General features: G+C 66.9%; 22 protein-coding genes and 1 pseudogene. 7 read left to right on the forward strand and 16 right to left on the reverse strand.

All coding sequences use genetic code 11. The features are described 5' to 3' along the window. Nucleotides 1-5: 5 nt before the first annotated feature. The 5 genes from gspG to ACZ2IA_RS16000 form a co-directional block, all read right to left on the reverse strand. Nucleotides 6-443 carry a type II secretion system major pseudopilin GspG gene (gene gspG / locus ACZ2IA_RS15980; protein WP_470293584.1) on the reverse strand — a complete coding sequence of 146 codons (438 nt, stop codon included), beginning with the start codon at nucleotides 441-443 and terminating at the stop codon, nucleotides 6-8. A gap of 172 nt (nucleotides 444-615) precedes the next feature. Continuing rightward, the gene (gene gspF, locus ACZ2IA_RS15985; protein ID WP_470293585.1) at nucleotides 616-1,827 is read right to left on the reverse strand and encodes a type II secretion system inner membrane protein GspF; all 1,212 of its coding nucleotides are present in this window, start codon (nucleotides 1,825-1,827) and stop codon (nucleotides 616-618) included. Further along, nucleotides 1,827-3,269: a type II secretion system ATPase GspE gene (gspE, locus tag ACZ2IA_RS15990; RefSeq protein WP_470293586.1), complete on the reverse strand. Its 1,443-nt coding sequence runs from the start codon at nucleotides 3,267-3,269 to the stop codon at nucleotides 1,827-1,829. The genes gspF and gspE overlap by 1 nt, the downstream gene beginning before the upstream one ends. Further along, on the reverse strand, nucleotides 3,266-5,368 hold the full coding sequence (gspD, locus tag ACZ2IA_RS15995) for a type II secretion system secretin GspD (RefSeq protein WP_470293587.1): 2,103 nt from the start codon (nucleotides 5,366-5,368) through the stop codon (nucleotides 3,266-3,268). The genes gspE and gspD overlap by 4 nt, the downstream gene beginning before the upstream one ends. Nucleotides 5,369-5,378: 10 nt before the next feature. After that, entirely contained in the window at nucleotides 5,379-5,993 is a 615-nt protein-coding gene (locus tag ACZ2IA_RS16000; protein ID WP_470293588.1) for a type II secretion system protein N, read from the reverse strand. Nucleotides 5,994-6,324: 331 nt separating this feature from the next. On the opposite strand from ACZ2IA_RS16000, the gene ACZ2IA_RS16005 reads away from it, so the two are divergent. The 3 genes from ACZ2IA_RS16005 to ACZ2IA_RS16015 all read left to right on the forward strand — a co-directional run bounded on the left by ACZ2IA_RS16005 (nucleotide 6,325) and on the right by ACZ2IA_RS16015 (nucleotide 8,155). Beyond that, nucleotides 6,325-7,302 carry a hypothetical protein gene (locus ACZ2IA_RS16005; protein ID WP_470293589.1) on the forward strand — a complete coding sequence of 326 codons (978 nt, stop codon included), beginning with the start codon at nucleotides 6,325-6,327 and terminating at the stop codon, nucleotides 7,300-7,302. A 119-nt stretch (nucleotides 7,303-7,421) separates the two neighbouring features. Beyond that, nucleotides 7,422-7,838 carry a hypothetical protein gene (locus ACZ2IA_RS16010; RefSeq protein ID WP_470293590.1) on the forward strand — a complete coding sequence of 139 codons (417 nt, stop codon included), beginning with the start codon at nucleotides 7,422-7,424 and terminating at the stop codon, nucleotides 7,836-7,838. An 83-nt stretch (nucleotides 7,839-7,921) separates the two neighbouring features. Beyond that, a complete protein-coding gene (locus ACZ2IA_RS16015) occupies nucleotides 7,922-8,155 on the forward strand; it encodes a hypothetical protein (protein ID WP_470293591.1) in 234 nt (77 codons plus the stop codon). 110 nt (nucleotides 8,156-8,265) lie between these two features. Here the strand turns inward: ACZ2IA_RS16015 and ACZ2IA_RS16020 are convergent, their stop codons facing one another. From ACZ2IA_RS16020 to ACZ2IA_RS16030, 3 genes are all read right to left on the reverse strand, one after another. Beyond that, a complete protein-coding gene (locus tag ACZ2IA_RS16020) occupies nucleotides 8,266-10,047 on the reverse strand; it encodes an acyl-CoA dehydrogenase (protein ID WP_470293592.1) in 1,782 nt (593 codons plus the stop codon). A gap of 90 nt (nucleotides 10,048-10,137) precedes the next feature. Beyond that, complete coding sequence (locus ACZ2IA_RS16025) at nucleotides 10,138-11,073, reverse strand: electron transfer flavoprotein subunit alpha/FixB family protein (RefSeq protein WP_470293593.1); 936 nt, start codon at nucleotides 11,071-11,073, stop codon at nucleotides 10,138-10,140. Between the two features lie 3 nt (nucleotides 11,074-11,076). Next, entirely contained in the window at nucleotides 11,077-11,826 is a 750-nt protein-coding gene (locus tag ACZ2IA_RS16030) for an electron transfer flavoprotein subunit beta/FixA family protein (RefSeq protein WP_470293594.1), read from the reverse strand. Nucleotides 11,827-12,210: 384 nt separating this feature from the next. Here ACZ2IA_RS16030 and ACZ2IA_RS16035 point away from each other — a divergent pair, with 384 nt between their 5' ends. Further along, the gene (locus tag ACZ2IA_RS16035; protein WP_470293595.1) at nucleotides 12,211-12,636 is read left to right on the forward strand and encodes a MaoC family dehydratase; all 426 of its coding nucleotides are present in this window, start codon (nucleotides 12,211-12,213) and stop codon (nucleotides 12,634-12,636) included. Continuing rightward, entirely contained in the window at nucleotides 12,633-13,091 is a 459-nt protein-coding gene (locus ACZ2IA_RS16040; RefSeq protein WP_470293596.1) for a GNAT family N-acetyltransferase, read from the forward strand. Before ACZ2IA_RS16035 ends, ACZ2IA_RS16040 begins: the two co-directional genes overlap by 4 nt. Nucleotides 13,092-13,208: 117 nt before the next feature. On the opposite strand, the pseudogene ACZ2IA_RS16045 reads toward ACZ2IA_RS16040, so the two are convergent. Together ACZ2IA_RS16045 and queG are read right to left on the reverse strand one after the other, a co-directional pair. Continuing rightward, nucleotides 13,209-13,619: pseudogene (locus tag ACZ2IA_RS16045) on the reverse strand (GNAT family N-acetyltransferase); the annotation flags it as partial. A gap of 72 nt (nucleotides 13,620-13,691) precedes the next feature. After that, nucleotides 13,692-14,780: a tRNA epoxyqueuosine(34) reductase QueG gene (gene queG / locus ACZ2IA_RS16050; protein ID WP_470293597.1), complete on the reverse strand. Its 1,089-nt coding sequence runs from the start codon at nucleotides 14,778-14,780 to the stop codon at nucleotides 13,692-13,694. Between queG and tsaE the strand changes: the two genes are divergently transcribed. Both tsaE and ACZ2IA_RS16060 read left to right on the forward strand, forming a co-directional pair. After that, nucleotides 14,779-15,264, forward strand: coding sequence for a tRNA (adenosine(37)-N6)-threonylcarbamoyltransferase complex ATPase subunit type 1 TsaE (gene tsaE, locus ACZ2IA_RS16055; protein WP_470293614.1), 486 nt, complete (start codon nucleotides 14,779-14,781; stop codon nucleotides 15,262-15,264). The genes queG and tsaE overlap by 2 nt on opposite strands. Continuing rightward, entirely contained in the window at nucleotides 15,225-16,475 is a 1,251-nt protein-coding gene (locus tag ACZ2IA_RS16060) for an N-acetylmuramoyl-L-alanine amidase (protein WP_470293598.1), read from the forward strand. Before tsaE ends, ACZ2IA_RS16060 begins: the two co-directional genes overlap by 40 nt. Nucleotides 16,476-16,534: 59 nt before the next feature. Here the strand turns inward: ACZ2IA_RS16060 and yacG are convergent, their stop codons facing one another. The 6 genes from yacG to pilB are packed head-to-tail and all read right to left on the reverse strand — an operon-like array spanning nucleotide 16,535 to nucleotide 21,939. After that, nucleotides 16,535-16,738, reverse strand: a complete 204-nt coding sequence (yacG, locus tag ACZ2IA_RS16065; RefSeq protein WP_470293615.1) for a DNA gyrase inhibitor YacG — start codon at nucleotides 16,736-16,738, stop codon at nucleotides 16,535-16,537. Then, the gene (gene zapD, locus ACZ2IA_RS16070; protein WP_470293599.1) at nucleotides 16,735-17,493 is read right to left on the reverse strand and encodes a cell division protein ZapD; all 759 of its coding nucleotides are present in this window, start codon (nucleotides 17,491-17,493) and stop codon (nucleotides 16,735-16,737) included. Before zapD ends, yacG begins: the two co-directional genes overlap by 4 nt. A gap of 35 nt (nucleotides 17,494-17,528) precedes the next feature. Beyond that, nucleotides 17,529-18,143, reverse strand: a complete 615-nt coding sequence (gene coaE / locus ACZ2IA_RS16075; protein ID WP_470293600.1) for a dephospho-CoA kinase — start codon at nucleotides 18,141-18,143, stop codon at nucleotides 17,529-17,531. Then, a complete protein-coding gene (locus ACZ2IA_RS16080) occupies nucleotides 18,136-18,996 on the reverse strand; it encodes a prepilin peptidase (protein ID WP_470293601.1) in 861 nt (286 codons plus the stop codon). Before ACZ2IA_RS16080 ends, coaE begins: the two co-directional genes overlap by 8 nt. Then, a complete protein-coding gene (locus ACZ2IA_RS16085; protein WP_470293602.1) occupies nucleotides 18,996-20,219 on the reverse strand; it encodes a type II secretion system F family protein in 1,224 nt (407 codons plus the stop codon). The genes ACZ2IA_RS16080 and ACZ2IA_RS16085 overlap by 1 nt, the downstream gene beginning before the upstream one ends. 13 nt (nucleotides 20,220-20,232) lie before the next feature. After that, nucleotides 20,233-21,939, reverse strand: coding sequence for a type IV-A pilus assembly ATPase PilB (gene pilB / locus ACZ2IA_RS16090; RefSeq protein ID WP_470293603.1), 1,707 nt, complete (start codon nucleotides 21,937-21,939; stop codon nucleotides 20,233-20,235). Nucleotides 21,940-22,034: the final 95 nt, after the last annotated feature.

The raw sequence follows: 22,034 nt of genomic DNA on the forward strand, positions 1-22,034 counted from the left end.
ACGGCTTACAGCTGCCAGTTGCCGATATCGGCGTCGGCGCCCTCGCCGCCCGGCTCGCCGTCGGCGCCGAGGCTCCAGATGTCGATCTCGCCGTGCGTGCCCGGGTTGGCGTACTGGTACGGGTGGCCCCACGGATCGTCCGGCAGGCGCTCGAGGTAGCCGCCCGGCTTCCAGTTCTTGGTTTCCGGGCCGGTGGTCGGCTTCTGCACCAGCGCCTTCAGTCCCTGCTCCGAAGTCGGGTAACGGGTGTTGTCGAGACGGTACAGCTTCAGCGCCTGGCTGATCGCGCCGATGTCTTGCTTGGCGGCGACGATGCGTGCCTCGTCCGGGCGGCCCATCACCTTGGGCACGATCAGCGCGGCGAGCACGCCGAGGATGACGATCACCACCATGATCTCGATCAGGGTGAAGCCGCGCTGGGCGGCGTGGCGGATGGGTTTCATGTTGTCTCCGTGTTACGACTTGCCTTGTGGGCGGGTATTTACAATTGCATTTTCACGACGCTACCAACGCCGCTCAGCGGCCCTGTTGGGCTAGGCGCGCGGCCGCAGACAGTACAACTAGTACGGCAAGGCCGCGCAACAACGCCCAACAGGGTCGATGAGCAGCGCTCACTCAGTGCACCATCTGGTTCATGTCGATAATCGGCAGCATGATCGCCAGCACGATCAGCAACACCACGCCGCCCATCACCAGGATCAACAGCGGCTCCATCAGCGTGGTCAGCGTGGCGAGCTTGCGCTCCACCTCGCGCTGCTGCTGCTCGGCGACCTTTTCCAGCATGGTCGGCAAGGTACCGCTGGCCTCGCCACTGCCGATCAGGTGCGTCAGTACCGGCGGAAAGCGTTTGCTCGAACCGAGCGAGCGCGCCAGCGACGCCCCCTCGCGCACCTTGTCGTGCGTTTCGGCCAACGCTTCGCGCAGCGGCAGCAAGGTCAGCAGATTGCGCGAAGCATCGAGCGCCGACAACAGCGGCACGCCGCTGCCGGCGAGGATCGCCAAGGTGCTCGCCATTCGTGCGGTATCGAGGCTGACCAAGAGCCGGCCGAGCACCGGCAACTTCATCAGTCGTGCATCGAAGCGGCGGCGCAACGCCTCGGTCTTCAGCGCACGCACCGCCAGATAGCCACCTCCGGCCAGCAGCAGGCCGGCCAGCCAGCCCCACTGGCGCAGGAAGTCGCTGGTCATCAGTAACAGCCGGGTCAGCAGCGGCAACGTTTGCTTGGTCTGCGCGAACACGCCGACCACCTGCGGCACGACGAAGCTCATCAGCCCACCGACCACCAGCACCGCGACCAGCGTCACCACCGCCGGGTAGGCGAGCGCCAGGATCACCTTCTGGCGGGTGTGCTGACGGTTTTCCAGGTAGTCGGCCAGTTTCAACAGCACCCGGGTCAGTTCGCCGCTGGTTTCGCCGGCGGCGACCAGCGAGCGGTACAAGGGCGAGAACACCGCCGGCTGCGCGGCGAGTGCCTGCGCCAGGCTGTGGCCCTCGAGGATGCTGCTGCGGATCGCCACCGCCACGGTCTTGGCACGCGCGTCCTCGCTCTGGTCGGCGACCGCGCTCAGCGCCTTCTCGAGCGGCAGGCCGGCGTCGAGCAGGGTCGCCAGCTGCTGGGTCAGCAGCACCAGCGTGGCGCTAGGCAGGCTGCGACCGATCCGGCCGAAGCTGCCGGCGGCGGCCTTGGCCGCGACGCTTTCCACCGACACCGGCACTAGGCCGCGCTCGCGCAGCTGGGCACGCGCGCTGCGCGGCGAGTCGGCTTCGACGAAGCCCTTCTCCTCGCGGCCGTCCGGCGCCAGCGCGACGAAGCGGAACGCTGCCATCAGACGCTCCTCGTCACACGCAGGATTTCCTCGTGCGCGGTCTCGCCGGCGGCGAGCCAGCGCAGGCCGTCCTCGCGCAGCGTGCGCATACCATCAAGCAGCGCCGCATCGCGTAGCACCTGTTCGGCGGCGCGGTCGTGGATCAACCGGCGCAGCGCGTCATCGACCGGCAACAGTTCATAGATGCCGTAACGGCCGCGGTAGCCGCTACCGCCGCAGGCCAGGCAGCCGACCGGGCGGTAGTGGGCCAGGCCCGGCCGTTCGGCCAAGTCGAGCGGGTTGATTTCCTTGCAGGCCAGGCACAGCCGGCGCACCAGCCGCTGCGCCATCACGCCGATCAGGCTCGACGCCAACAGGAACGGCTCGACCCCCATATCGGTCAGCCGGGTCACCGCGCTGGCGGCGTCGTTGGTGTGCAGGGTGGCGAGCACCAGGTGGCCGGTCAGGCTCGCCTGCACCGCGATCTGCGCGGTCTCCAGGTCGCGGATCTCGCCGATCATGATCACGTCCGGGTCCTGGCGCAGGATCGCGCGCAGCGCCTTGGCGAAGCTCATGTCGATGCGGGCGTTGACCTGCGTCTGGCCGACGCCGGCCAGCTGGTACTCGATCGGGTCCTCGACCGTCATGATGTTGGTCTGGCCGGCGTCGAGCCGGGACAGCGCCGCGTACAGCGTGGTGGTCTTGCCCGAGCCGGTCGGCCCGGTCACCAGCACGATGCCGTGCGGCTGGCGGATCAGCTGGTCGAGCCGGCCCAGCGTGTCCGGCGCCATGCCGAGCGTCGCGAGATCCAGGCGCACGCTTTCCTTGTCGAGCAGACGCAGCACCACCCGCTCGCCGTGCGCGGTCGGCAGCGTCGACACCCGCACGTCGACCGGCCGGCCGGCGAGGCGCAGCGAGATCCGGCCGTCCTGCGGGATGCGCTTCTCGGCGATGTCGAGCGCCGCCATGATCTTGATCCGCGACACCATCGCCGCGTGCAGCGCACGGTGCGGCGCGACCACGTCGCGCAGCGTGCCGTCGAGGCGGAAGCGCACCAGCGAGCGGGTCTCGAACGGTTCGATGTGGATATCGGACGCGCCGTCGCGCAGCGCCTGCGTCAACAGCGCGTTGATCATCCGGATGATCGGCGCGTCGCCCTCGCTCTCGAGCAGGTCTTCCACCGCCGGCAGCGACTCGACCATCGCCGACAGGTCGAGGGTCTGGCCGATGTCGTCGACCACCTCGGCCGCCTGGCCGTCGCGCTGCGCGTAGTGTTCGGCCAAGCGTTGGTCGAAGTCGGTGTCGGACAAGCGCTCGGCCTCGGCCGCGCCGAACACCCGCAGCGCCTCGGCCCACGCCGCCGGCGTGGCGCTGTCGGCCAAGAGCAGGCGGCGCCCGCCGGCGCCGTCGAGCATCAGCACCCGGTTGGCGCGCGCGAACGAGTAGCTGGTCAGCGTCTTCATGGTGCGAGCGGCGGCTGCGACAACGGTTGCGCCGGGTGCAGCGCGTCGAGGCCCTGCTGGATGCCGCTTTGGATCGGCGGCGCCTTCATCATGCTGCCGATGTCGAGCGGCAGCTTGGCCTGGCCGTTGGTCTGGCGGTCGCCGATAATGTAGTCGTAGCGCTCGCCGGCCAAGGTGCGTGCGCCTACATCGTCGCGGACGATGGTCGGCTTCAGGAACACCATCAGGTTGGTCTTCTTGCGGTTCTTCTTCTGGAACTTGAACAGCCAACCGAGGCCAGGGATGTCGCCCAAGAGCGGCACCTGGTCGGTGCCGTCGCTGACCGTTTCCTGGATCAGGCCGCCGATCGCGATGATATTGCCGTCGTCGACCAGCACGGTGGTGTCGATCGAGCGCTTGTTGGTGGTCAGGCCGGCCGGGTTGTTGCGGGTGGACTCGTCGATGCTCGACGCCTCCTGGAAGATGTTGAGCTTGATCAGCCCGCCCTCGGACACCTGCGGCTTCACCTTCAGCGTCAGGCCGACGTCCTTGCGGTCGAAGGTCTGAAACGGCGTCTGCGGTGTCGAGCTGCTGCCGGAGGTATTACTGTACTGGCCGGTCAGGATCGGCACGTTCTGGCCGATGACGATCTTCGCTTCCTCGTTGTCGAGCGTCATCAGGTTCGGCGTCGACAGGACGTTGCCCTTCGCCTCGGTCTCAAGCGCGTGCGCGAGCACGCTGAGGTTGAGGATCTCGCCCAGCCCCGGGATGTTGATCGTGCCCTTCACCACGCCGATGTTCAGGCCGCCCTGCCCGGCCAGGTTGCCCGGACTCTTGGCGGTACTGAGGATGCCCTGGACACCGCTAGTGCCAGGGAAGTTGGTGCCGCCGATCACCGTAGCACCGCCACCACCATTGGACAGCGATTGCCACTGCACGCCCAGCTCCATCGCCCGCTCGGCCGACAGCTCGACGATCAGCGCCTCGACGTGCACCTGGGCGCGGCGGCGGTCGAGCAGGTCGATCACGTTGCGCAGGTTCTGATACATGCTGTCCGGCACGTTCAGGATCAGCGCGTTGCTCGACGGATCGGCCTGGATCATCGAGCCGACCGGCGCCGGCGCCAGCGCCGCCGGGGCGTTGTTGCGGCTGATCGGGGTGCTGGCGATCGCGTTGCCGCTGCTTGGGTCGCTGCTGCTCGGAACCGTGTTATTCGCCGCGGCATTGCTGGCGGCGCTGCTCGCCGCACTGCCGCTATCGCTCGACGAGCTGGTCAGCAGCACCCGCAGCGTCTGCGCCACCTTGGTCGCCTCGGCGTTCTTCAGGTACACCACCCGCACGTTCGAACCGGCCTGGCTCGGCTGGTCAAGCACCTTGAGCAGGCTCTTCACCTTGCCCAACCGCCCCGGCGTGTCGGCGCGCACCAGGAGCACGTTGGCGCGCGCGTCCGGGATGATCGTCATCTTGCCGTTGTCGCCGCTGCCGGCTCCGGCCGACTCCTGCATCAGCTTGTTGAGCATCGTCCCCATTTCCACCGCCGAGCCGAAGGTCACCGGCAGCACCGCCACGTCGCCGGCCGAGGCGCTCTCGACCGACTCGATGATCGACTCGATGCGGCGGATGTTGTCGGCGTAGTCGGTCACCACCAGCGCGTTGCCCTGCGCGAACGCCGCCACCGTGTTGTTCGGCGACACGATCGGCCGGATCACCGGCACCAGCTGGGTGGCGCTGCCCTGCTTCAGCGCGAACACCTTGGTGATCAGCCGGTCGCCGTCGTTGCGGCGCGGCGTGCCGGCCTTGGCGTGCAGCTTGGCGTCGGCCTCGGGCATGATCTTCACCACACCGTTGCCCTCGACCGCGGCGAAGCCCTGCAGGCGCAGGCTGGACAGCAGGATCTGGTAGGCGAGCGCGCCCGGCACCGGCCGGCTCGACACGATATTGACCGTGCCCTTCACCCGCGGGTCGATCACGAAGTTCTTGCCGGTCATCTCGCCGATCGCGCGCACCACCGTCTCGATGTCGGCGTTGACGAAGTTGAGCATCACCGGCTCGGCGGGGGCGGCGAAGCTGCGGCAGGCAACGGTCAGGGCAAGCAGGCAGGCAATACGGGCAAAGCGCATGGACGAAGTCTTAGTGGCTGGGGGGTGGAACGACATTGTCCGGCGGCAGGGTAGGCGCCGGGGCGGATACGGCCGGGTTGGCCGAAGGCGGTAGAGTGACGCCCTGAGGTGGCGGGACGGCGATGGCCGGGTTGGCCGAAGGAGGTGCGAAGCCGCCGGGAGCGGCCGGTGGTGCGGCCGCGGCCTCGCCGTTGCGGCTGATCAAGGGCACGAAACTGTTGTTGCCGCCCGGCCGGCTCAGCACCACGCCGGATGCGGTCACCTGCTGCAGCGTCCAGCCCCCCGGCGTCGCCTTGCCGACCAACAGCGGCAGCTTCTGCCCGTTTTCCTCGACGATGGCGAAGGCCTGACTCGCCGGGCCGGCCAGCACGCCGATCACAGTCAGCGGCGGCGCGGCCACCGGCGCGGCCACGCTGGCGTCGCCGAACCAGTGCGCCTGCGCGGCGATCCCCGCGGCGCTTTGCGGGTCGGCCTGTTCCAGCTGCGGCAGCGGCGGAGTAGTGCCGCCGAACAAGCGCGCCACGGTCTTGCCGATCCAGAACGCCCCGCCGAACAGCAGCGCCCCAGTCAGCAGCGTTTCGACCGGCAGCCGGCGCCAGCGCGGCGCAGACAGGCGCCACCTCACCGCACGGCTCCTCGCCACAATGCGGCCGACGCGACGATGGCTATCGGCAACACGACCAGCAGGTGGGGGGCGAAGCGGAACAACGACATCGAAAGAGGACCCTGGCTAAAACGGTTCGAATCGGCAGACTCTAGTTTCAAGGCATTACAATAGCATGAATGCCATATTTCTCATTGACAATTTAAAGTTAAAACAGTTATCACAAATATTTTTTCTGGATGACGAAAGCAACTATGCTGGGGAAAAACAGCTACATCGTCTAGCCGCCCTCCCCGGTCGGGGCAGGCGTTCACGAACCGATGACGCGGAGGGCTCCAACATGGAAAGCGCATTGAAATGTGGGCTTTTGGTAGTCACGCTAGTTAGCACCTTGCTGCTCGCCGCCTGCGGTGGCGGCGGTGGTGGCGGCGGCTATAGCGGCAGCGGTTCGCCCAGCAAGCCGGCCAACGGCGGCAGCACCGGCAGCAATGGTGGCAGCGTCGGCGATACCGGCAGCAACAGCGGCAGCTCGGGGAACTCCGGCGGCAACGGCGGCGTCGACGTCCCGTCGCTGCCGGGCAGCCTGACCATCACCGGCCGGGCGATCGACGGCTATCTGCAGGGTGCCAGGGTCTGCGTCGACCTGAACGACAGCGGCCAGTGCGACCCCGGCGACCCCTCCACCATCACCAGCGCCAACGGCGCCTACAGCCTGACGGTCGACCCCCGCCAGTCGTGGGGCAAGAAGATGCTGGCCGAAGTCGGCCCGAACACCGTCGACATCGGCAGCGGCGGACATTTCACCGCCTCGTTCACGCTGTCCACGGTGATTGAGGATCCAACCACGCCTATCCACATCACGCCGATCACCACCCTGGTCACCGCCAAGCGGATCGAGGGCTGGAACAAGGCCGCGGCGGAGATGGCGGTGCAGAAGGTGGCTCGCGCCAGCGGGGCAAACCCGGGCAACCTGTACGACGATTATCTGGCCAACGGCGACAGCGCCACCGCCAACCTCGCCAGCGCCATCGTGTCCAAGCTGACCAACGCGACGCTGGCCGGAACCTCGCCGATCGATCTGGCCAGCCAGCGTGCGATCGCCAGCGCCATCGTCGACAGCGCTTCCATCGGCAACGTCAACGCCAGCGGGGTCGCCAGCGCCAAGTCGCGGCCGGTGTTCAGCGTGACCGTCGACGCCAACGCCATATTGGGCCGCGCGCTCTACGGGTATGCCGGCATCAACGTCGGCAAGGCGCCGACCCGCACGATAACCCAACTGGCCGCCAACCAGTTCGCCACGAGCCGGCAGAACTATGTGTCAGGCAGCTGAGGCGGCGCCCGCCCGGCGACTACGATCAAAGCCTCGGCGGCTACACGCTGCAGGACAACGGCAGCTGGGGCGGCTTCGTCAGCGCGGCCAGTCTCGCCCAATCGTATAGCGTGCGCGACGTGATCAATAACCGCGTCCTCGTCACCGACCCGAACGGCGGCAGCCGGCTGACCTTCGAGTTGGGCATGAGCAACGCGCTGGCCCCGCCGAGCGGCTACCAGGGCATCGGCGGTTACGTGTTGCGCAACAAGTTCGTCGGCGTCGGCGCCGTGTCGACGGTCACCGATTCGATCGGCGCCGGCGACCCGCTCTATGTCACCAACCCGCTGGCCGCCAGCGACACGCTGGTGCTGCCCTCGTTTAGCAGCTGCGGTACCGGCACCATTCCGGCCACCCCGATCACCGAAGACGGCGTCACCCACTGCAACAACCTGGTCAGTTCCTTCCCCGGCTCCTCCTACACCCGCGTCAGCCAGCTCTTCGGCCAACAGTTCAGCCTGGGCGACCGCGGTAGGTACCAACGTGACGCTCAATAGCAACGGTAGCGGCACCCTGACCGGCGGGCCGAGCTACGCCTATGCCATACCGCTCACCTGGAGCGCCTATTCGGCCAACAGCAATGTGCTGGTTGGTCGTCAACATCCCGCTGAGCGACCAGCAGGCCATCGGCGACTTCTACGACGCCGACCTGCTGCGCCGCGGCGGCAAGGTGATCGTCGCTCTGCACAACGGACACCTGAAACGCGGCCAGCTGTTGCCGGCCGGCTCTATCGGCCAGGGCTATGGTCTGCTCGACAGCGCCTCATTCGACACGCTGTTCAGCGCGGTGCAGACGGTGATCGGCCAGCTCTGAGCCCCGCCGGTTGCACGACGCCACCACGAGGTGGCGTTTTTCATGCAGACACATGCAAAAACGGCCGGCGCCTATCGGGGCAACCGGCCGTTATCCATGACGGAACGCGCTCAGAACTGGCTGTCGTCCAGCGCCAGCACACTGTCCGCTCCGGACACGATCGCCGCGGCCAAGCCGCTCACCTGCGGCAGCAGGTGCTCGCCGTAGAACCGCGCGGTGATCTGCTTGGCGTTCAGGAACTCGACATCGGCACCGTCTTCGCCCGACTGCGCCTTGGCGATCAGCGCGGCGCGGCCGAGCTGCCAGCCGCCGAGCACGATGCCCATCAGCTTCAGGAACGGCACCGAGCCGGCGCCGGCCAGTTGCGGTTTCGCACCGAAGGTCTCGACGATGAACGCCACGCAGCGTTCGGCGTCGGCCGCCGCCGCGGTCAGGTTGGCCGACAGGCTGGCGAAGCCGGCGGCCTTCAGCTGCTCGGCGGTGGCGGCCACCTCGCCCAGCAGCCAGCGCGCGGTCGCGCCGTTGTCCAGGGCGGTCTTGCGGCTGATCAGGTCGAGTGCCTGGATGCCGGTGGTGCCCTCGTAGATCGCGGTGATCCGCGCATCGCGGTAGTACTGCGCCACGCCGGTCTCCTCGATGTAGCCCATGCCGCCGTGCACCTGCACCGCCAGGCTGGTGATCTCGTTGGCCTGCTCGGTGTTCCAGCCCTTCACGATCGGGATCAGGAAATTGACCAGCGCCTGATTGCGCGCCTGCTCGTCCGGCACCGGGTGACGCGCGGCGCGGTCGAGCGCGGCGGCGGCGTAGAACGCCAGCGCGCGCTGCGCCTCGATCTGCGCACGCATCGTCATTAGCATGCGGCGCACGTCCGGGTGCTTGATGATCGCCACCCCGGCCGGGTCGGGCGAGCCGATCGCGCGGCTCTGCACCCGGTCGCGCGCGTAGCCCACCGCCGCCTGATAGGCGCGCTCGGATAGCGCCATGCCCTCGATGCCGACGCCGAGCCGCGCGTGGTTCATCATCGTGAACATGTAGCCGAGGCCCTTGTTCGCCTCGCCGACCAGGTAGCCGACCGCGCCGCCGTTGTCGCCGAAGCTCATCACCGCGGTCGGGCTGCCGTGGATGCCGAGCTTGTGCTCGAGCGACACGCAGCGCAGGTCGTTGCGCTCACCCAGGCTGCCGTCGGCGTTGACCAGGAACTTCGGCACCACGAACAGCGAGATGCCCTTCACCCCAGCCGGCGCGTCCGGCAGGCGGGCCAGCACCAGGTGGACAATGTTGTCCGCCATGTCGTGCTCGCCCCAGGTGATGAAGATCTTCTGCCCGCTGATCAGATAACTGCCGTCGCCGTTCGGCTGCGCCTTGGTTCGCACCTGCGCGAGGTCCGAGCCGGCTTGCGGCTCGGTCAAATTCATCGTGCCGGTCCACTCGCCGCTCGACATCTTCGGCAGGTAGACGGCCTTCAATTCGTCGGACGCATGGTGGTTCAGCGCCTCGATCGCGCCGAGCGTCAGCATCGGCGCCAGCGAGAACGCCAGGTTGGCCGAACACCACATCTCCTCGGCCGCCAGCGCCACCAGGGCCGGCAGGCCCTGGCCGCCGAACTCGGCCGGCGCGCGCAGGCCGACCCAGCCGGCGTCGACGTATTGCTGCCAGGCGTCCTTGAAGCCGGGCGCGCTGCTCACCACGTCGCCGCTCAGCCGCGCACCGGCGTCGCCGGGCTTATTGGTCGGCGCCAGCACGTTTTCGGCAAACTTGGCGCCCTCGTCGAGGATCGCGTCGACCAGCTCGACGCTGGCGTCTTCATAACCGGGCAATGTGCAGACGGCCGGCAGCTCGGCCAGCTCGTTCAGCACAAAGCGGATGTCTTTCAGGGGGGCTTGGTAAGCCATGTCAGCACCTCAGCTCGTGATTTTCTCGTGATGTAGAAAAGGCCGGTCTGACGCCGGCCTTGTTGTGCTCTTGTATCTGCGCTGCCGTCCTTACTTGGACAGTTCGGCGATCAGTTCCGGCACCACGGTGAACAGGTCACCGACGATGCCGTAATCGGCCACCTGGAAGATCGGCGCTTCTTCGTCCTTGTTGATCGCAACGATCACCTTGGAGTCCTTCATGCCGGCCAGGTGCTGGATCGCGCCGGAGATCCCGACCGCGACGTACAGTTCCGGCGCCACCACCTTGCCGGTCTGGCCGACCTGGTAGTCGTTCGGCGCGTAGCCGGCGTCGACCGCGGCGCGCGACGCACCGACGGCGGCGCCGAGCTTGTCGGCCAAGGGCTCGATCACCGCCTTGAACTGCTCTTCCGAACCGAGCGCACGGCCGCCCGACACCACCACCTTGGCCGAAGCCAGTTCCGGGCGATCCGACACGGTCAGCTCCTGGCCGACGAATTGCGACAGGGTGCTGTCGGCGGCGGCGGCGATGGTCTCGACGTTGGCCGAACCGCCGTTGGCAGCCGGCTCGAACGCGGTGGTGCGCACGGTCACCACCTTGATCGGGTCGCTCGACTGCACGGTGGCCAGCACGTTGCCGGCGTAGATCGGCCGCACGAAGGTGTCGGCCGACTCGATCGCGACGATGTCCGACACCGGTGCGACGTCGAGCAGCGCGGCGACGCGCGGCAGCAGGTTCTTGCCGAACGAGGTCGCCGGGGCGAACACGTGGCTGTAGTTCTTGGCAAGATCGACCACCAGCACCGACAGGCTTTCGGCCAGGCCGTGCGCGTACTGCGCGGCGTCGACGTGCAGCACCTTGGCGACACCGGCGAGCTTGGCGGCCGCGGCCGCGGCCGCGGCGGCGTTGTGACCGGCCACCAGCACGTGGATGTCGCCACCAACACGAGCAGCGGCGGTCACGGTGTTCAGGGTGCCTGCCTTCAGGCTCTGGTTGTCGTGTTCAGCGATAACGAGAATGGCCATGATTTACAGCACCTTTGCGTCGTTCTTGAGTTTGGCGACCAGCTCGGCGGCATTCGCCACCTTGATGCCGGCCGAGCGTTTGGCCGGTTCGGCCACTTTCAGCGTCTTCAGGCGCGGCGTGACGTCGACGCCGAGGTCGGCCGGGCTCAGCTTGTCGAGCGGCTTCTTCTTGGCGGCCATGATGTTCGGCAGCTTCACATAGCGCGGCTCGTTCAGGCGCAGGTCTGAGGTGATCACCGCCGGCAGCGCCAGCTTCACGGTCTCGAGGCCGCCGTCCACCTCGCGGGTGACGGTGGCGGTTTCGGCCGACAGTTCGACCTTGGACGCGAAGGTGCCCTGACCCCAGCCGAGCAGCGCGGCCAGCATCTGGCCGGTCTGGTTGGCGTCGTCGTCGATCGCCTGCTTGCCGAGGATCGCGATGGTCGGCTGCTCCTTGTCGGCGACGGCCTTGAGCAGCTTGGCGACCGCCAGCGGCTGCAGCTCGGCATCGGTCTCGACGTGCACGGCGCGGTCGGCGCCCATCGCCAGCGCGGTGCGCAGCGTTTCCTCGCACTGCTTGACGCCCAGCGACACCACCACGATCTCGCTGACCTTGCCGGCTTCCTTGAGACGCACCGCCTCTTCCACCGCGATCTCGTCAAACGGGTTCATCGACATCTTGACGTTGGCGATGTCCACATCGGAACCATCGGCCTTGACCCTGACTTTCACGTTGTAATCAACAACGCGCTTCACAGCGACTAAAGCTTTCATGGGAAATTGCTAACCTCTCACATAGGGATGATCGGAGTGTTGGTGACGTGCTGTTGAGCCGGCATCCGGGCCATTGTCGGCCAGCGAGCGGATTCAAACAAGCGTTTAACCAACAAAATCTGGGGCCGGCGTCGTCAAAACGCAACGCGGATCGCGCGCGACACCCGCCCGGCAATTCGGGTCAGCCCAAGTCTACCTGTCGGACAGTCTTTTTGCACGGTGCGGCCGCGCGCCGATCGGGCCGGGTCGAACGGGAACGCCCGGCGCAGCAGGCGGTCCGACAACTTGCGTAATGACCGGGCGGCCCGGGCTCCCGCTTTGGCAAGCACCGGCAGTTGCTGCCACAATGGCCGGGCAATTCCATTCGAATAAAGGGCAAACACGATGGCGACCGTATTCTTCGAAGACATCCAGATCGGCCAGTCGGCCAGTTACGCCAGGACCATCGGCGAGGCGGACATCCTGCTGTTCGCCGGCGTATCGGGCGACGACAACCCGGTGCACATCAACCAGGAATACGCCGAAACCACCCAGTTCGGCGGCCGCATCGCGCACGGCATGCTCACCGCCAGCCTGATCTCGACCGTGGTCGGCACCCGACTGCCCGGCGCCGGCGCGATCTACGTGTCGCAGTCGACCCGCTTCACCGCGCCGGTGCGGATCGGCGACACCGTCACCGCGATCGCCACCGTCAGCGAACTCGACCCGGCGAGGAAGCGCGTCACCTTCACCACCGAGTGCCGGGTGAAGGGCAAGGTGGTGCTGGAGGGCGAATCGGTGCTGGTCGCACCGTCGCGGGAGGCACGATGAACGCGATCAGACTGCACGCCGCCACCGACGAACACGGCCAGATTATCGACCCGGCGCGACTGGGTAGCGCCCTGGCCGTGCACCGCCAGCTGCGCCCGCGACTGCCGGACGACGAGGCGGGCTATCTGGCGACGCTGGCGCGCGTCTGCGCCGACGGCGGCCGGATCGAGCTCGCGCTCTCGGGCGACAAAGTGGTCGGCCTCGCGCTGTACCGGGTCTACGAAAACACCTACGAGGGACGGCGACTCTATATCGACGACCTGGTCACCGACGAGGCGCATCGCTCGCAAGGGATCGGCTCGCTGCTCTTGGCGCGCTGCGAGGCGATAGCCTACGCGGCCGGCTGCCGCTACCTGACGCTCGATTCCGGCACCCATCGTACCGACGCGCATCGCTTCTACTTCCGCGAAGGCATGGTGATCAATGCCTTCCACTTCAGCCGCGAGCTCGACTGAGACCAGCAGCATCCGCCGCATCAGCACTCGGCGCGTCATCGGGAAACCGGCGGCGCGCTCCGCCTCCCGGCAAGCACTCAGGCGCTCGTCCAGCTCGCCTTCGGCCAACGCGACGAAGCCGCGCCGCGCGTAGAACGGCGCGTTCCACGCGACATCCGCCAGCGTCGATAAGGTCAGCACTCGACAACCGGCGTCGGCCAGCTCCGCGCACAGCGTCTCGATCAAAACACTCGCCAACCCCCGCCCGCCGAATTCAGGCCGCACGTCGATCTCGTCGAGATGCGCGACGGCGCCGTGGCGCGACACCAGCGCGAAGCCGGCTAGTTCGCCTTGCGACGTCGCTCCGACCCATAGCAAGTTGGCCGAACGGCCTTGCTCCAGCTCGGCCAGGCTCAGGCCGTGCGCCGCGAACAGCGGCCCGACCGGGTCGGCGCGGAATCGCTCGGCGGCGGCGCGCTCGATCGCCTGCAGTGCGGGCAGCTCGTCGCAGCGAGCCGCCCGGATGGTCCAGCGGGTCGAAGGGTTCATTTTTATATCAGGTTCGGGAATCAATCGATGTTGATCGAAACAGGACGGGGCCGGCCCCGCAGGCCAGACGGTTCAGCCCAGCACCACGCCGTGCCGAGCCAGCGCCCAGCGGGTCGGCTCACGCACCAACTCGTCCGGATGATCGGCGCGGGCCGTCAACGCCGCGATCACCGCAGCCGAGCTCGGCGCATTGCCCAGGCCGACCGCGATATTCGACAGCCACTTCAGGTAGCCGATCCGGTAGATCGCACTGCCGGCCATCCGGGTCTTGAAGTCGTCCTCGCTCCAACCGAACAGCTCGGCGAGGCTCACGTCGTCGAGACCGTGGCGCACCGCGAAGTCCGGCTCGGCGGTGTGCACCGCGAAGCGGTTCCACGGGCAAGCCAGCTGGCAGTCATCGCAGCCGTACACCCGGTTGCCGATCAGCGGCCGCAACGGTTCGGGGATCGCCGACTTCAGCTCGATGGTCAGGTAGGAAATGCAGCGGCGGGCGTCGACCGTGTACGGCTCGATAATCGCGCCGGTCGGGCAGACGTCGAGGCAGCGGGTACAGCGGCCGCAGTGCTCCGGCTCGCTCTCGTCCGGCGGTAGCGGCAGGTCGGTGACCAGCTCGCCGAGGAAGAACAACGATCCCTGCCCCTTATTGAGCAGCAGGGTGTGCTTGCCGCGCCAGCCGAGCCCGGCCTGCGCCGCCAGCGCCACCTCGGCGATCGGTGCGCTGTCGGTAAATACCCGGTAACCCAACGGTTGTATCGTTTCGGCCAACCTGTCGGCGAGTTTCTGCAGGCGGTTGCGAATCACCTTGTGATAATCGCGGCCGAGCGCGTAGCGTGAAATATACGCGGCGTTGCCGTCCTCCAGCACCGCGTCGGCCGGCCTGGCCTCGGCCGGCCAATAGTGCATGCGCAGCGACACCACCGATAGCGCTCCCGGCACCAGCTCGGCCGGTTTCACCCGCAGCTGGCCGTGGCGCTCCATGTAGTCCATCTCGCCGTGGTGACCGGCCGCCAGCCACGCGGCCAGCCGCTCGCCTGCCTCGGCCGGCAGCTCGGCACGGCCGATGCGCGCGTCGGCAAAGCCCAATTCGCGCGCCCAGTCTTTGATTTGGCGCGCCAATTCGAGATAATTCGGGTTTTCGGAGATAGTTGCCTGCATGGTCATGAATGATACCCGCTCACGCTCCGGTTATATACCGGACGAGGCCGCCACGCTGGCGCTCGGCGCGGCGCTGGCCGCGGCCGTCGCGCCCGGCCTGGTGATCTACCTGCATGGCGACCTCGGCGCCGGCAAGACCACGCTGACGCGCGGCTTTCTTGCCGCACTCGGCCACACCGGCCGGGTGAAGAGCCCGACCTACACGCTGGTGGAAAGCTACCCGCTTGCGCGGCTGACCGCCCACCATTTCGATCTTTATCGTTTTGCCGACCCGGACGAATGGGAAGACGCCGGCTTTCGCGATTACTTCGACGCCGACAGCGTCTGCCTGGTCGAATGGCCGGACAAGGCTGCCGGCCTGTTGCCGCCGGCCGATCTGGTCGTGGAACTCGACATCGCCGGCGACGGTCGGACCTTCGTTCTTTCGGCCAATAGCGAGCACGGAACCCTATGCCTGAGTCGAATCATAATCCCCTGCGCCGCCGCCTGATCGGCGGCGCGGCCGCCACCTGGCTGCTGTCGGTCAGCCGCGTCGGCCTTGCCGCCGATAGCGCGATCGTCGCGGTACGCGTCTGGCCGTCGTCGACCTATACCCGGGTCACCATCGAGTCGAGCGCCCCGCTGAAGTTCAAGCAGTTCCTGCTGAACAACCCCAACCGGCTGGTCGTCGACGTCGAAGGCGTGCAGCTGGGCAGCCTGCTCAAGGACATCGGCGGCCAGATCGGCGGCAGCGACCCGTTCATCCAGAGCGCCCGCGCCGGCCAGAACACCCCGGACACGGTGCGGCTGGTGTTCGACCTGAAGACCGAGGTCAAGCCGCAGATCTTCACGCTGAAGCCGGTCGCCGAGTTCAAGCACCGGCTGGTCGTCGACCTATATCCGGCGCAGGCGCAAAGCGACCCGCTGTTGGCGCTTCTCGACGACTACAACAAGGGCCAGCTCGACGAGACGACCCCGCCGGAGCCGGCCAAGCCGAAGAAGGGCAAGGCCGGCACCGACCGGCCTATCATCGTGATGCTCGACCCTGGCCACGGCGGCGAGGACCCGGGCGCGACCGGCCCGCGCGGCACGCACGAGAAGGACATCGTGCTGAAGATCGCCCGCCAGCTGAAACAGATGATCGACAGTGAGCCGAACATGAAGGCGCACATGACCCGCGACGACGACGTGTTCATCCCGCTCGGGGTGCGCGTCGCAAAGGCGCGCAAGCTCAACGCCGACCTGTTCATCTCGATCCACGCCGACGCCTTCATCACACCGGCGGCGAAGGGCTCGTCGGTGTTCGCCGTGTCGGAAAAGGGCGCAACCAGTACCGCGGCCCGTTACCTGGCGCAGACGCAGAACGACTCCGACCTGATCGGCGGGGTGAAGCTCAACACCAAGGACCGCTACCTCGCGCACACCCTACTCGACCTGACGCAGACGGCCACCATCAACGACAGCCTGAAACTCGGCAAGTCGGTGCTCGGCCAGATCGGCGGGCTCAACGCGCTGCACAAGGGCAAGGTCGAACAGGCCGGCTTCGCGGTGCTGAAGGCGCCGGACATCCCGTCTATCCTGGTCGAGACCGCCTTCATCAGCAATCCGGACGAGGAACGCCGCCTGCTCGACCCGGACTTCCAGCAGAAGATGGCGCAGTCGATCCTGTCCGGGGTGAAGAGCTATTTCTCGCAGGGCGCTTCGATCGCCGCCCGCGCCTGAGCAGACCCTCAGCCATGCAAAAAGCCGGCAGATGCCGGCTTTTTTCATGGTCGCAACGCTCAGTTCAGGCTGTTGCGGGTCAGCTCGTCGAGGTCGTCCTCTTCGGCGGCGACCCGGTACTGCTCGGTCGCCCACTGGCCGAGGTCGATCAGCTTGCAGCGCTCGCTGCAGAACGGCCTGAAACGGTTTTCCGGGGTCCAGTCGACCGGCGCCTTGCAGGTCGGGCACGCCACCTGGCGCGGGGTAGAGCTACTCATGGTCAGAACTTGCAATAGGTCAGGTCGAACTCGATATCGTCTTCACTCTGGCGCGCGCGCACCTCGCCGGTACCGGCGCAGACGAAGCGGATATTGAGCATGTACTTGTTGGCCGACAGCTCGGGCAGCACGTTCAGCCCCTCGTCGAAACCGACGCGCACCAGCTGCACGATCTTGCCGCCGGACATCTGCTGGAACGCGCCGCCGCGCGCCAGGTAGCGGTGGGTCTTGCCGCTGTCGCGCAACAGCTTGAGCAGGACGGTACTCGCCAGCGCGGTCGGGGTCAACGGGCCGGACCAGCGCAGCAGATCCTCGCGGCGCGCTTCGGCCGACTTCTGTTGCCACAGGAAGTAGGACGGCAGGTCGAACTGGCAGGTGCCGCCGGGGATGCCGGCGCGCTGCTTGATCGCCATCAGCCACTCGTTCTCGCGCAGGTGCTGGCCGAACTTGCCGGTCAGGCCGAGCAAGCCGGCCGACGACTGCTCGATGTCGTCGAGCACCGACTCGAGCGTGCCCTCGTCGATCGCCGGGTTGCTGCGCAGTTGCTCGAGCACCTGCTTCTGGCGCTCCAGTTCCTGCAATAGATCGGCTTTTATGTCGGCGCGCGACGCGGTTTCCATCAGTTCGAACAACACCAGCAAGGCGGCGTGGTGTTCGAACGGATCGTCCCGCTCGATGAAAAAGGCCAGCCGCAGATAGAGCTGCTCGAGGCGGAGCAGCGTGCGGGTACGTTCAGTGACGGGAAACTCGAAGCAGATCACAACGACGACGGCCCTTTTCGTGAGTGGGGATCAGTCTACGCCGGTTTGGCGGTCAGGTTGGCAAGATAATAGCGGTGTTTGGCGTCGACTTGAAGCGTTAGCTCTACTAGGTCGGAACTATTGTTAATCACATCGTCGGCGCGGGCCAGCCTCTCGGCGCGCGACAGCTGCGCCGCCATGATCGCCGTCACCGTCGCCTCGTCCAGGCCACTGCGCTGCCGCACCCGCTGGCGCTGCACCGCCTCGTCGCAATCGACCACCAGCACTCGCGCCAGCAGCGACGAATACTGGCCGGTTTCGAACAGCAGCGGCACCACCAGCATCGCATACGGCCCTTCGGCCAAGCGCAGTTGCCGCTCGCTCTCGGCGCGGATCATCGGGTGCAGGATCGCCTCCAGCCGCGCCCGCGCCGTCGGGTCGGCGAACACGATGCCGCGCATCGCCTCCCGGTCGAGCGCCCCGTCGTCCCGCACCACCCCGCTACCGAATTCCGCCGCGATCGCCGCCATCGCGCCGCCGTCCGGCCCGGTCAGCTGGTGTGAAATCCGGTCGGTGTCGACCACCGCCACACCGCGCGCGGCGAACAGGTCGGCCACCGTGCTCTTACCCGAACCGATTCCGCCGGTCAGCCCCACTACCTTGTCAGCCATGCAAATACCACATCATGATCCGCTCCCCCCACAAAAACGCGATCCAGCCCGCCGCCGCCAGATACGGCCCGAACGGCAGCGCTTGGCTGCGGCCCACCCGGCGCGCCACGATCAGCCCGACGCCGACCAGCGCGCCGACCAGCGACGACAGCAAGATCACCAGCGGCAAGGCCTGCCAGCCGAGCCAGGCACCGAGCGCCGCCAACAGCTTGAAGTCGCCGTAGCCCATCCCCTCCTTGCCGGTCGCGAGCCGGAACGCCCAGTACACCAGCCACAGCGCCAGGTAGCCGAACACCGCGCCGAGCACCGCGTCGGCGAGCGGCATCAGGCCGGTCGCCAGATTGAACAGCAGCCCGGCCCACAACAGCGGCAGCGTCAGGCAGTCCGGTAGCAGCTGGGTGTCGGCGTCGATAAACGCCAGCGCGATCAGCGCCGCCGACAGCAGCATCGCGCCGACGAGCGCACTGCCCGGTCCGAGCTGCCAGGCGAGCAGCGCGAACACCAAGCCGGTCAGCAGCTCGACCAGCGGATAGCGACGGCTGATCGGTGCCGCGCAAGACGCGCAGCGTCCGCGCAACAGCACGAAGCTGATCAGCGGCAGATTCTGCCACGGCTTGACCGGTTGCCGGCACGCCGGACAATGCGACGCCGGCAGCAGCAGGTTATAGCGCTGCTCCTCCTGATCGGGCGCGCCGGCCAGCCGCGCGCAGTCGCGTTGCCAATCCTGCTGCAGCATGATCGGCAGCCGATGGATCACCACGTTCAGAAAACTGCCGATCAACAACCCGAACAGCAACGCCCCGCCGATCAGCCAGGCCGGGTTGGCCGAAAGAAAAGAATACAAGACCTGCATCAACCGACCACCTGCCCCATCTTGAAAATCGGCAGGTACATCGCGATGACGAGCCCCCCGATCAATATTCCGAGAATGACCATGATCGCCGGTTCCAGCAGGCTGGACAACGAGGCGACCGCGTTATCGACTTCGTCTTCGTAGAAGTCGGCGACCTTGCCGAGCATCGCGTCGAGCGAGCCGGACTCCTCGCCGATCGACGTCATCTGCAACACCATATTGGGAAACAGCCCGCTGCGCTGCATCGAATGGTTCAGGCTGGCACCGCTGTTGACGTCGGCCTGGATGCGCCGGGTCGCCTCTTCGTACACCCGGTTGCCGGCCGCGCCGCCGACCGAATCGAGCGCCTCCACCAGCGGCACCCCGGCGGCGAACAAGGTCGCCAGCGTGCGCGCCCAGCGCGCGATGGTCGCCTTGCGCACGATCGCGCCGAGCACCGGCAGACGCAGCAGCACACCGTCGAAGTGCTCGACGAAGCCCGGCGAGCGCTTGAACGCGTACCACAGCCCGAACCCTGCGGCGAGCAGCACGCCGATGATCCCCCACCACCAGGCGACGAACAGGTCGGACAACCAGATCACCAGCAGCGTCGGCACCGGCAGATCGGCGCCGAAGCTCGAAAACAACTCCTTGAATGCCGGGATCACGTAGACCATGATCACCGCGGTGATGATGAACGACACCGCAACGATCGCGCCCGGGTAGATCAGCGCCGAGCGGATCTTGCCCTTGATCGCGAGGATCTTCTCCTTGTAGCTGGCGAGCTTGTCGAGCAGGCTGTCGAGCACCCCGCCGCTTTCGCCGGCCGCGATCAGGTTGCAGAACAGCCGATCGAAATACAGCGGCCGCTTGCGAAACGCTTCGGCCAACGACAAGCCGGTTTCCACGTCGGCACGCACCTCGAGCAGCATCCTCGTTACCGCCGGGTTGCCGTGCCCCTTGGCGGCGATCTCGAACGCCTGCAACAGCGGCACACCGGCCTTCAGCATCGTCGCCAGTTGGCGGGTAAACAGCGCGATGTCCTTCTCGGTGATCCGGCGGCCGAGGCCGCCGCGCCGGCGCTTCACCTTGGCGATGTTGATGCCTTGCCGGCGCAGCAGCGCCTTGGCCACCGTTTCGGAATCGGCCCGCGTTTCGCCGCGCACCGGTTTGCCGGTGCGGTCCTTCCCTTCCCACTCCCAGATATAACCGGGATGGGTCGATTTTTGTGGGCGGCTTGCCATAGCGCTCCAGTAGCTAGTCGTTGGTCACGGCTTCGATCTCGGCGAGCGAGGTGACGCCACGCTTCACCTTCAACAGCCCGGCGTGGCGCAGGTCGAGCATGCCCTCGGCCCGCGCCAGCTCGCCCAGATCGAGCGCGGTGCCGTTCTGCATAATCAGCCGGGTGACCGCCTCGCTGACCGGCATCACCTCGTACACCCCGACCCGGCCTCGGTAACCGCTGCCGTGACACTCGTCGCAACCGACCGGCCCGAACGGCTGCCAGCTGCCGTCAAGCTCCGCCTCGGCGAAGCCGGCACGCAATAGCGCCTCGCGCGGGATGCCCACCGGCTGCTTGCAGTGATTGCACAGCCGCCGGACCAGACGCTGCGCCATGATCAGCAGCACCGAGCTCGCCACGTTGAACGGCGCCACTCCCATGTTCAGCAGCCGGGTCAGCGTCGCCGGCGCGTTATTGGTATGCACCGTCGAAAACACCCTATGCCCGGTCTGCGCCGCCTTGATCGCGATGTCGGCGGTCTCGATGTCGCGAATCTCGCCGACCATCAGGATGTCCGGATCCTGGCGCAGGAAGGCGCGCAGCGCCGACGCAAAGGTCAGCCCGGCCTTCTCGTTGACGTTGACCTGGTTGACGCCCGGCAGATTGATCTCGACCGGGTCCTCGGCGGTGGCGATATTAACGTCGGCCTGGTTGAGGATGTTGAGAAACGTATACAGCGACACGGTCTTGCCCGAACCGGTCGGGCCGGTCACCAGCACCATGCCGTATGGCCGGGCGATCGCACGCAGTACCGCCTCCTGCTGCTCCGGCTCGAAACCGAGCTGCTCGATCTCCAGCGACGCGGCCGACTGGTCGAGTATCCGCAGCACGATCTTTTCACCGAACAGCGTCGGCAGCGTGCTGACCCGGAAGTCGATCGCCCGATGTTTGGACAGCACCAACTTGAGCCGACCGTCCTGCGGCACCCGCTTCTCGGAGATGTCGAGCCGCGAGATCACCTTCAGTCGCGACGCGATCCGGTCCTTCAGCCCCAAGGGAGGTTGCGCGACCTCCGTGAGCTGACCGTCGATGCGATAGCGGATCCGGTAATACTTCTCGTACGGTTCGAAATGGATATCCGACGCGCCGCCGTTGATGCCGTCGAGCAGCACCTTGTGGATGAACTTCACCACCGGCGCATCGTCGACGTCGGGCACGCTGGCACCGGAAGCATGCTGATCCGGGTCGGCAAACTCGAGATCGTCCAGATCACCGCCGCTCAGCGTCTGCAAGGCGAGGCCGCCATCGCCGCGCGGCCGGCCGATCAAGCGCGCCAGCTTGTCGTCCTCGACGACGACGACGTCGAGCGACAGCCCGGTCTTGAACGTAATCGCGTGAAAATCGCTGCTCTGGGTGGGGTCGGACGTGGCGACAAACAACCGGTTGCCGCGCTTGAACAGCGGCAGCAGGCGCTTGCTGCGCAGCAGCTCGTCGTCGAGCAGGCCCTTGGGCAGTTGCTCGGCATCGAACGCCAACAGGTCGAACAGCGGGTAGCCGAAGGCCTGTGAGGCAAACAGCGCTACCTCGTAGGCGCTCATTTTCTTGCTGTGCACCAGCTGTTCGACGAAGCCGACATGGGCCGCTGCGGCCTGCTGCTGGACGGCCACGGCGTCCTGCGGCAAGAGCCGCTTGTGCTGCACCAGTGCGCGGCCGAAGCCGACAAGTTCCGACGCGACGTCCATGGCCCCTCTGCGCTCTGTAGTTCGAATGGAAGACTTAAGCGGGGATTATATGTGAGTGTGCCGGTTTGGCCAGCCAAATACTTGCATGGCATTTT

This window comes from Crenobacter sp. CS_VA4, from assembly GCF_055597485.1.

Excerpts from the sequence above, each read along its gene's own strand:
- gspG (WP_470293584.1), bottom strand. The coding sequence starts at position 443 with ATGAAACCCATCCGCCACGCCGCCCAGCGCGGCTTCACCCTGATCGAG.
- gspF (WP_470293585.1), bottom strand. The coding sequence starts at position 1,827 with ATGGCAGCGTTCCGCTTCGTCGCGCTGGCGCCGGACGGCCGCGAGGAG.
- gspE (WP_470293586.1), bottom strand. The coding sequence starts at position 3,269 with ATGAAGACGCTGACCAGCTACTCGTTCGCGCGCGCCAACCGGGTGCTG.
- gspD (WP_470293587.1), bottom strand. The coding sequence starts at position 5,368 with ATGCGCTTTGCCCGTATTGCCTGCCTGCTTGCCCTGACCGTTGCCTGC.
- ACZ2IA_RS16015 (WP_470293591.1), top strand. The coding sequence starts at position 7,922 with ATGTGCTGGTTGGTCGTCAACATCCCGCTGAGCGACCAGCAGGCCATC.
- ACZ2IA_RS16020 (WP_470293592.1), bottom strand. The coding sequence starts at position 10,047 with ATGGCTTACCAAGCCCCCCTGAAAGACATCCGCTTTGTGCTGAACGAG.
- ACZ2IA_RS16025 (WP_470293593.1), bottom strand. The coding sequence starts at position 11,073 with ATGGCCATTCTCGTTATCGCTGAACACGACAACCAGAGCCTGAAGGCA.
- ACZ2IA_RS16030 (WP_470293594.1), bottom strand. The coding sequence starts at position 11,826 with ATGAAAGCTTTAGTCGCTGTGAAGCGCGTTGTTGATTACAACGTGAAA.
- ACZ2IA_RS16035 (WP_470293595.1), top strand. The coding sequence starts at position 12,211 with ATGGCGACCGTATTCTTCGAAGACATCCAGATCGGCCAGTCGGCCAGT.
- ACZ2IA_RS16040 (WP_470293596.1), top strand. The coding sequence starts at position 12,633 with ATGAACGCGATCAGACTGCACGCCGCCACCGACGAACACGGCCAGATT.
- tsaE (WP_470293614.1), top strand. The coding sequence starts at position 14,779 with ATGAATGATACCCGCTCACGCTCCGGTTATATACCGGACGAGGCCGCC.
- queG (WP_470293597.1), bottom strand. The coding sequence starts at position 14,780 with ATGACCATGCAGGCAACTATCTCCGAAAACCCGAATTATCTCGAATTG.
- ACZ2IA_RS16060 (WP_470293598.1), top strand. The coding sequence starts at position 15,225 with ATGCCTGAGTCGAATCATAATCCCCTGCGCCGCCGCCTGATCGGCGGC.
- coaE (WP_470293600.1), bottom strand. The coding sequence starts at position 18,143 with ATGGCTGACAAGGTAGTGGGGCTGACCGGCGGAATCGGTTCGGGTAAG.
- ACZ2IA_RS16080 (WP_470293601.1), bottom strand. The coding sequence starts at position 18,996 with ATGCAGGTCTTGTATTCTTTTCTTTCGGCCAACCCGGCCTGGCTGATC.
- ACZ2IA_RS16085 (WP_470293602.1), bottom strand. The coding sequence starts at position 20,219 with ATGGCAAGCCGCCCACAAAAATCGACCCATCCCGGTTATATCTGGGAG.
- pilB (WP_470293603.1), bottom strand. The coding sequence starts at position 21,939 with ATGGACGTCGCGTCGGAACTTGTCGGCTTCGGCCGCGCACTGGTGCAG.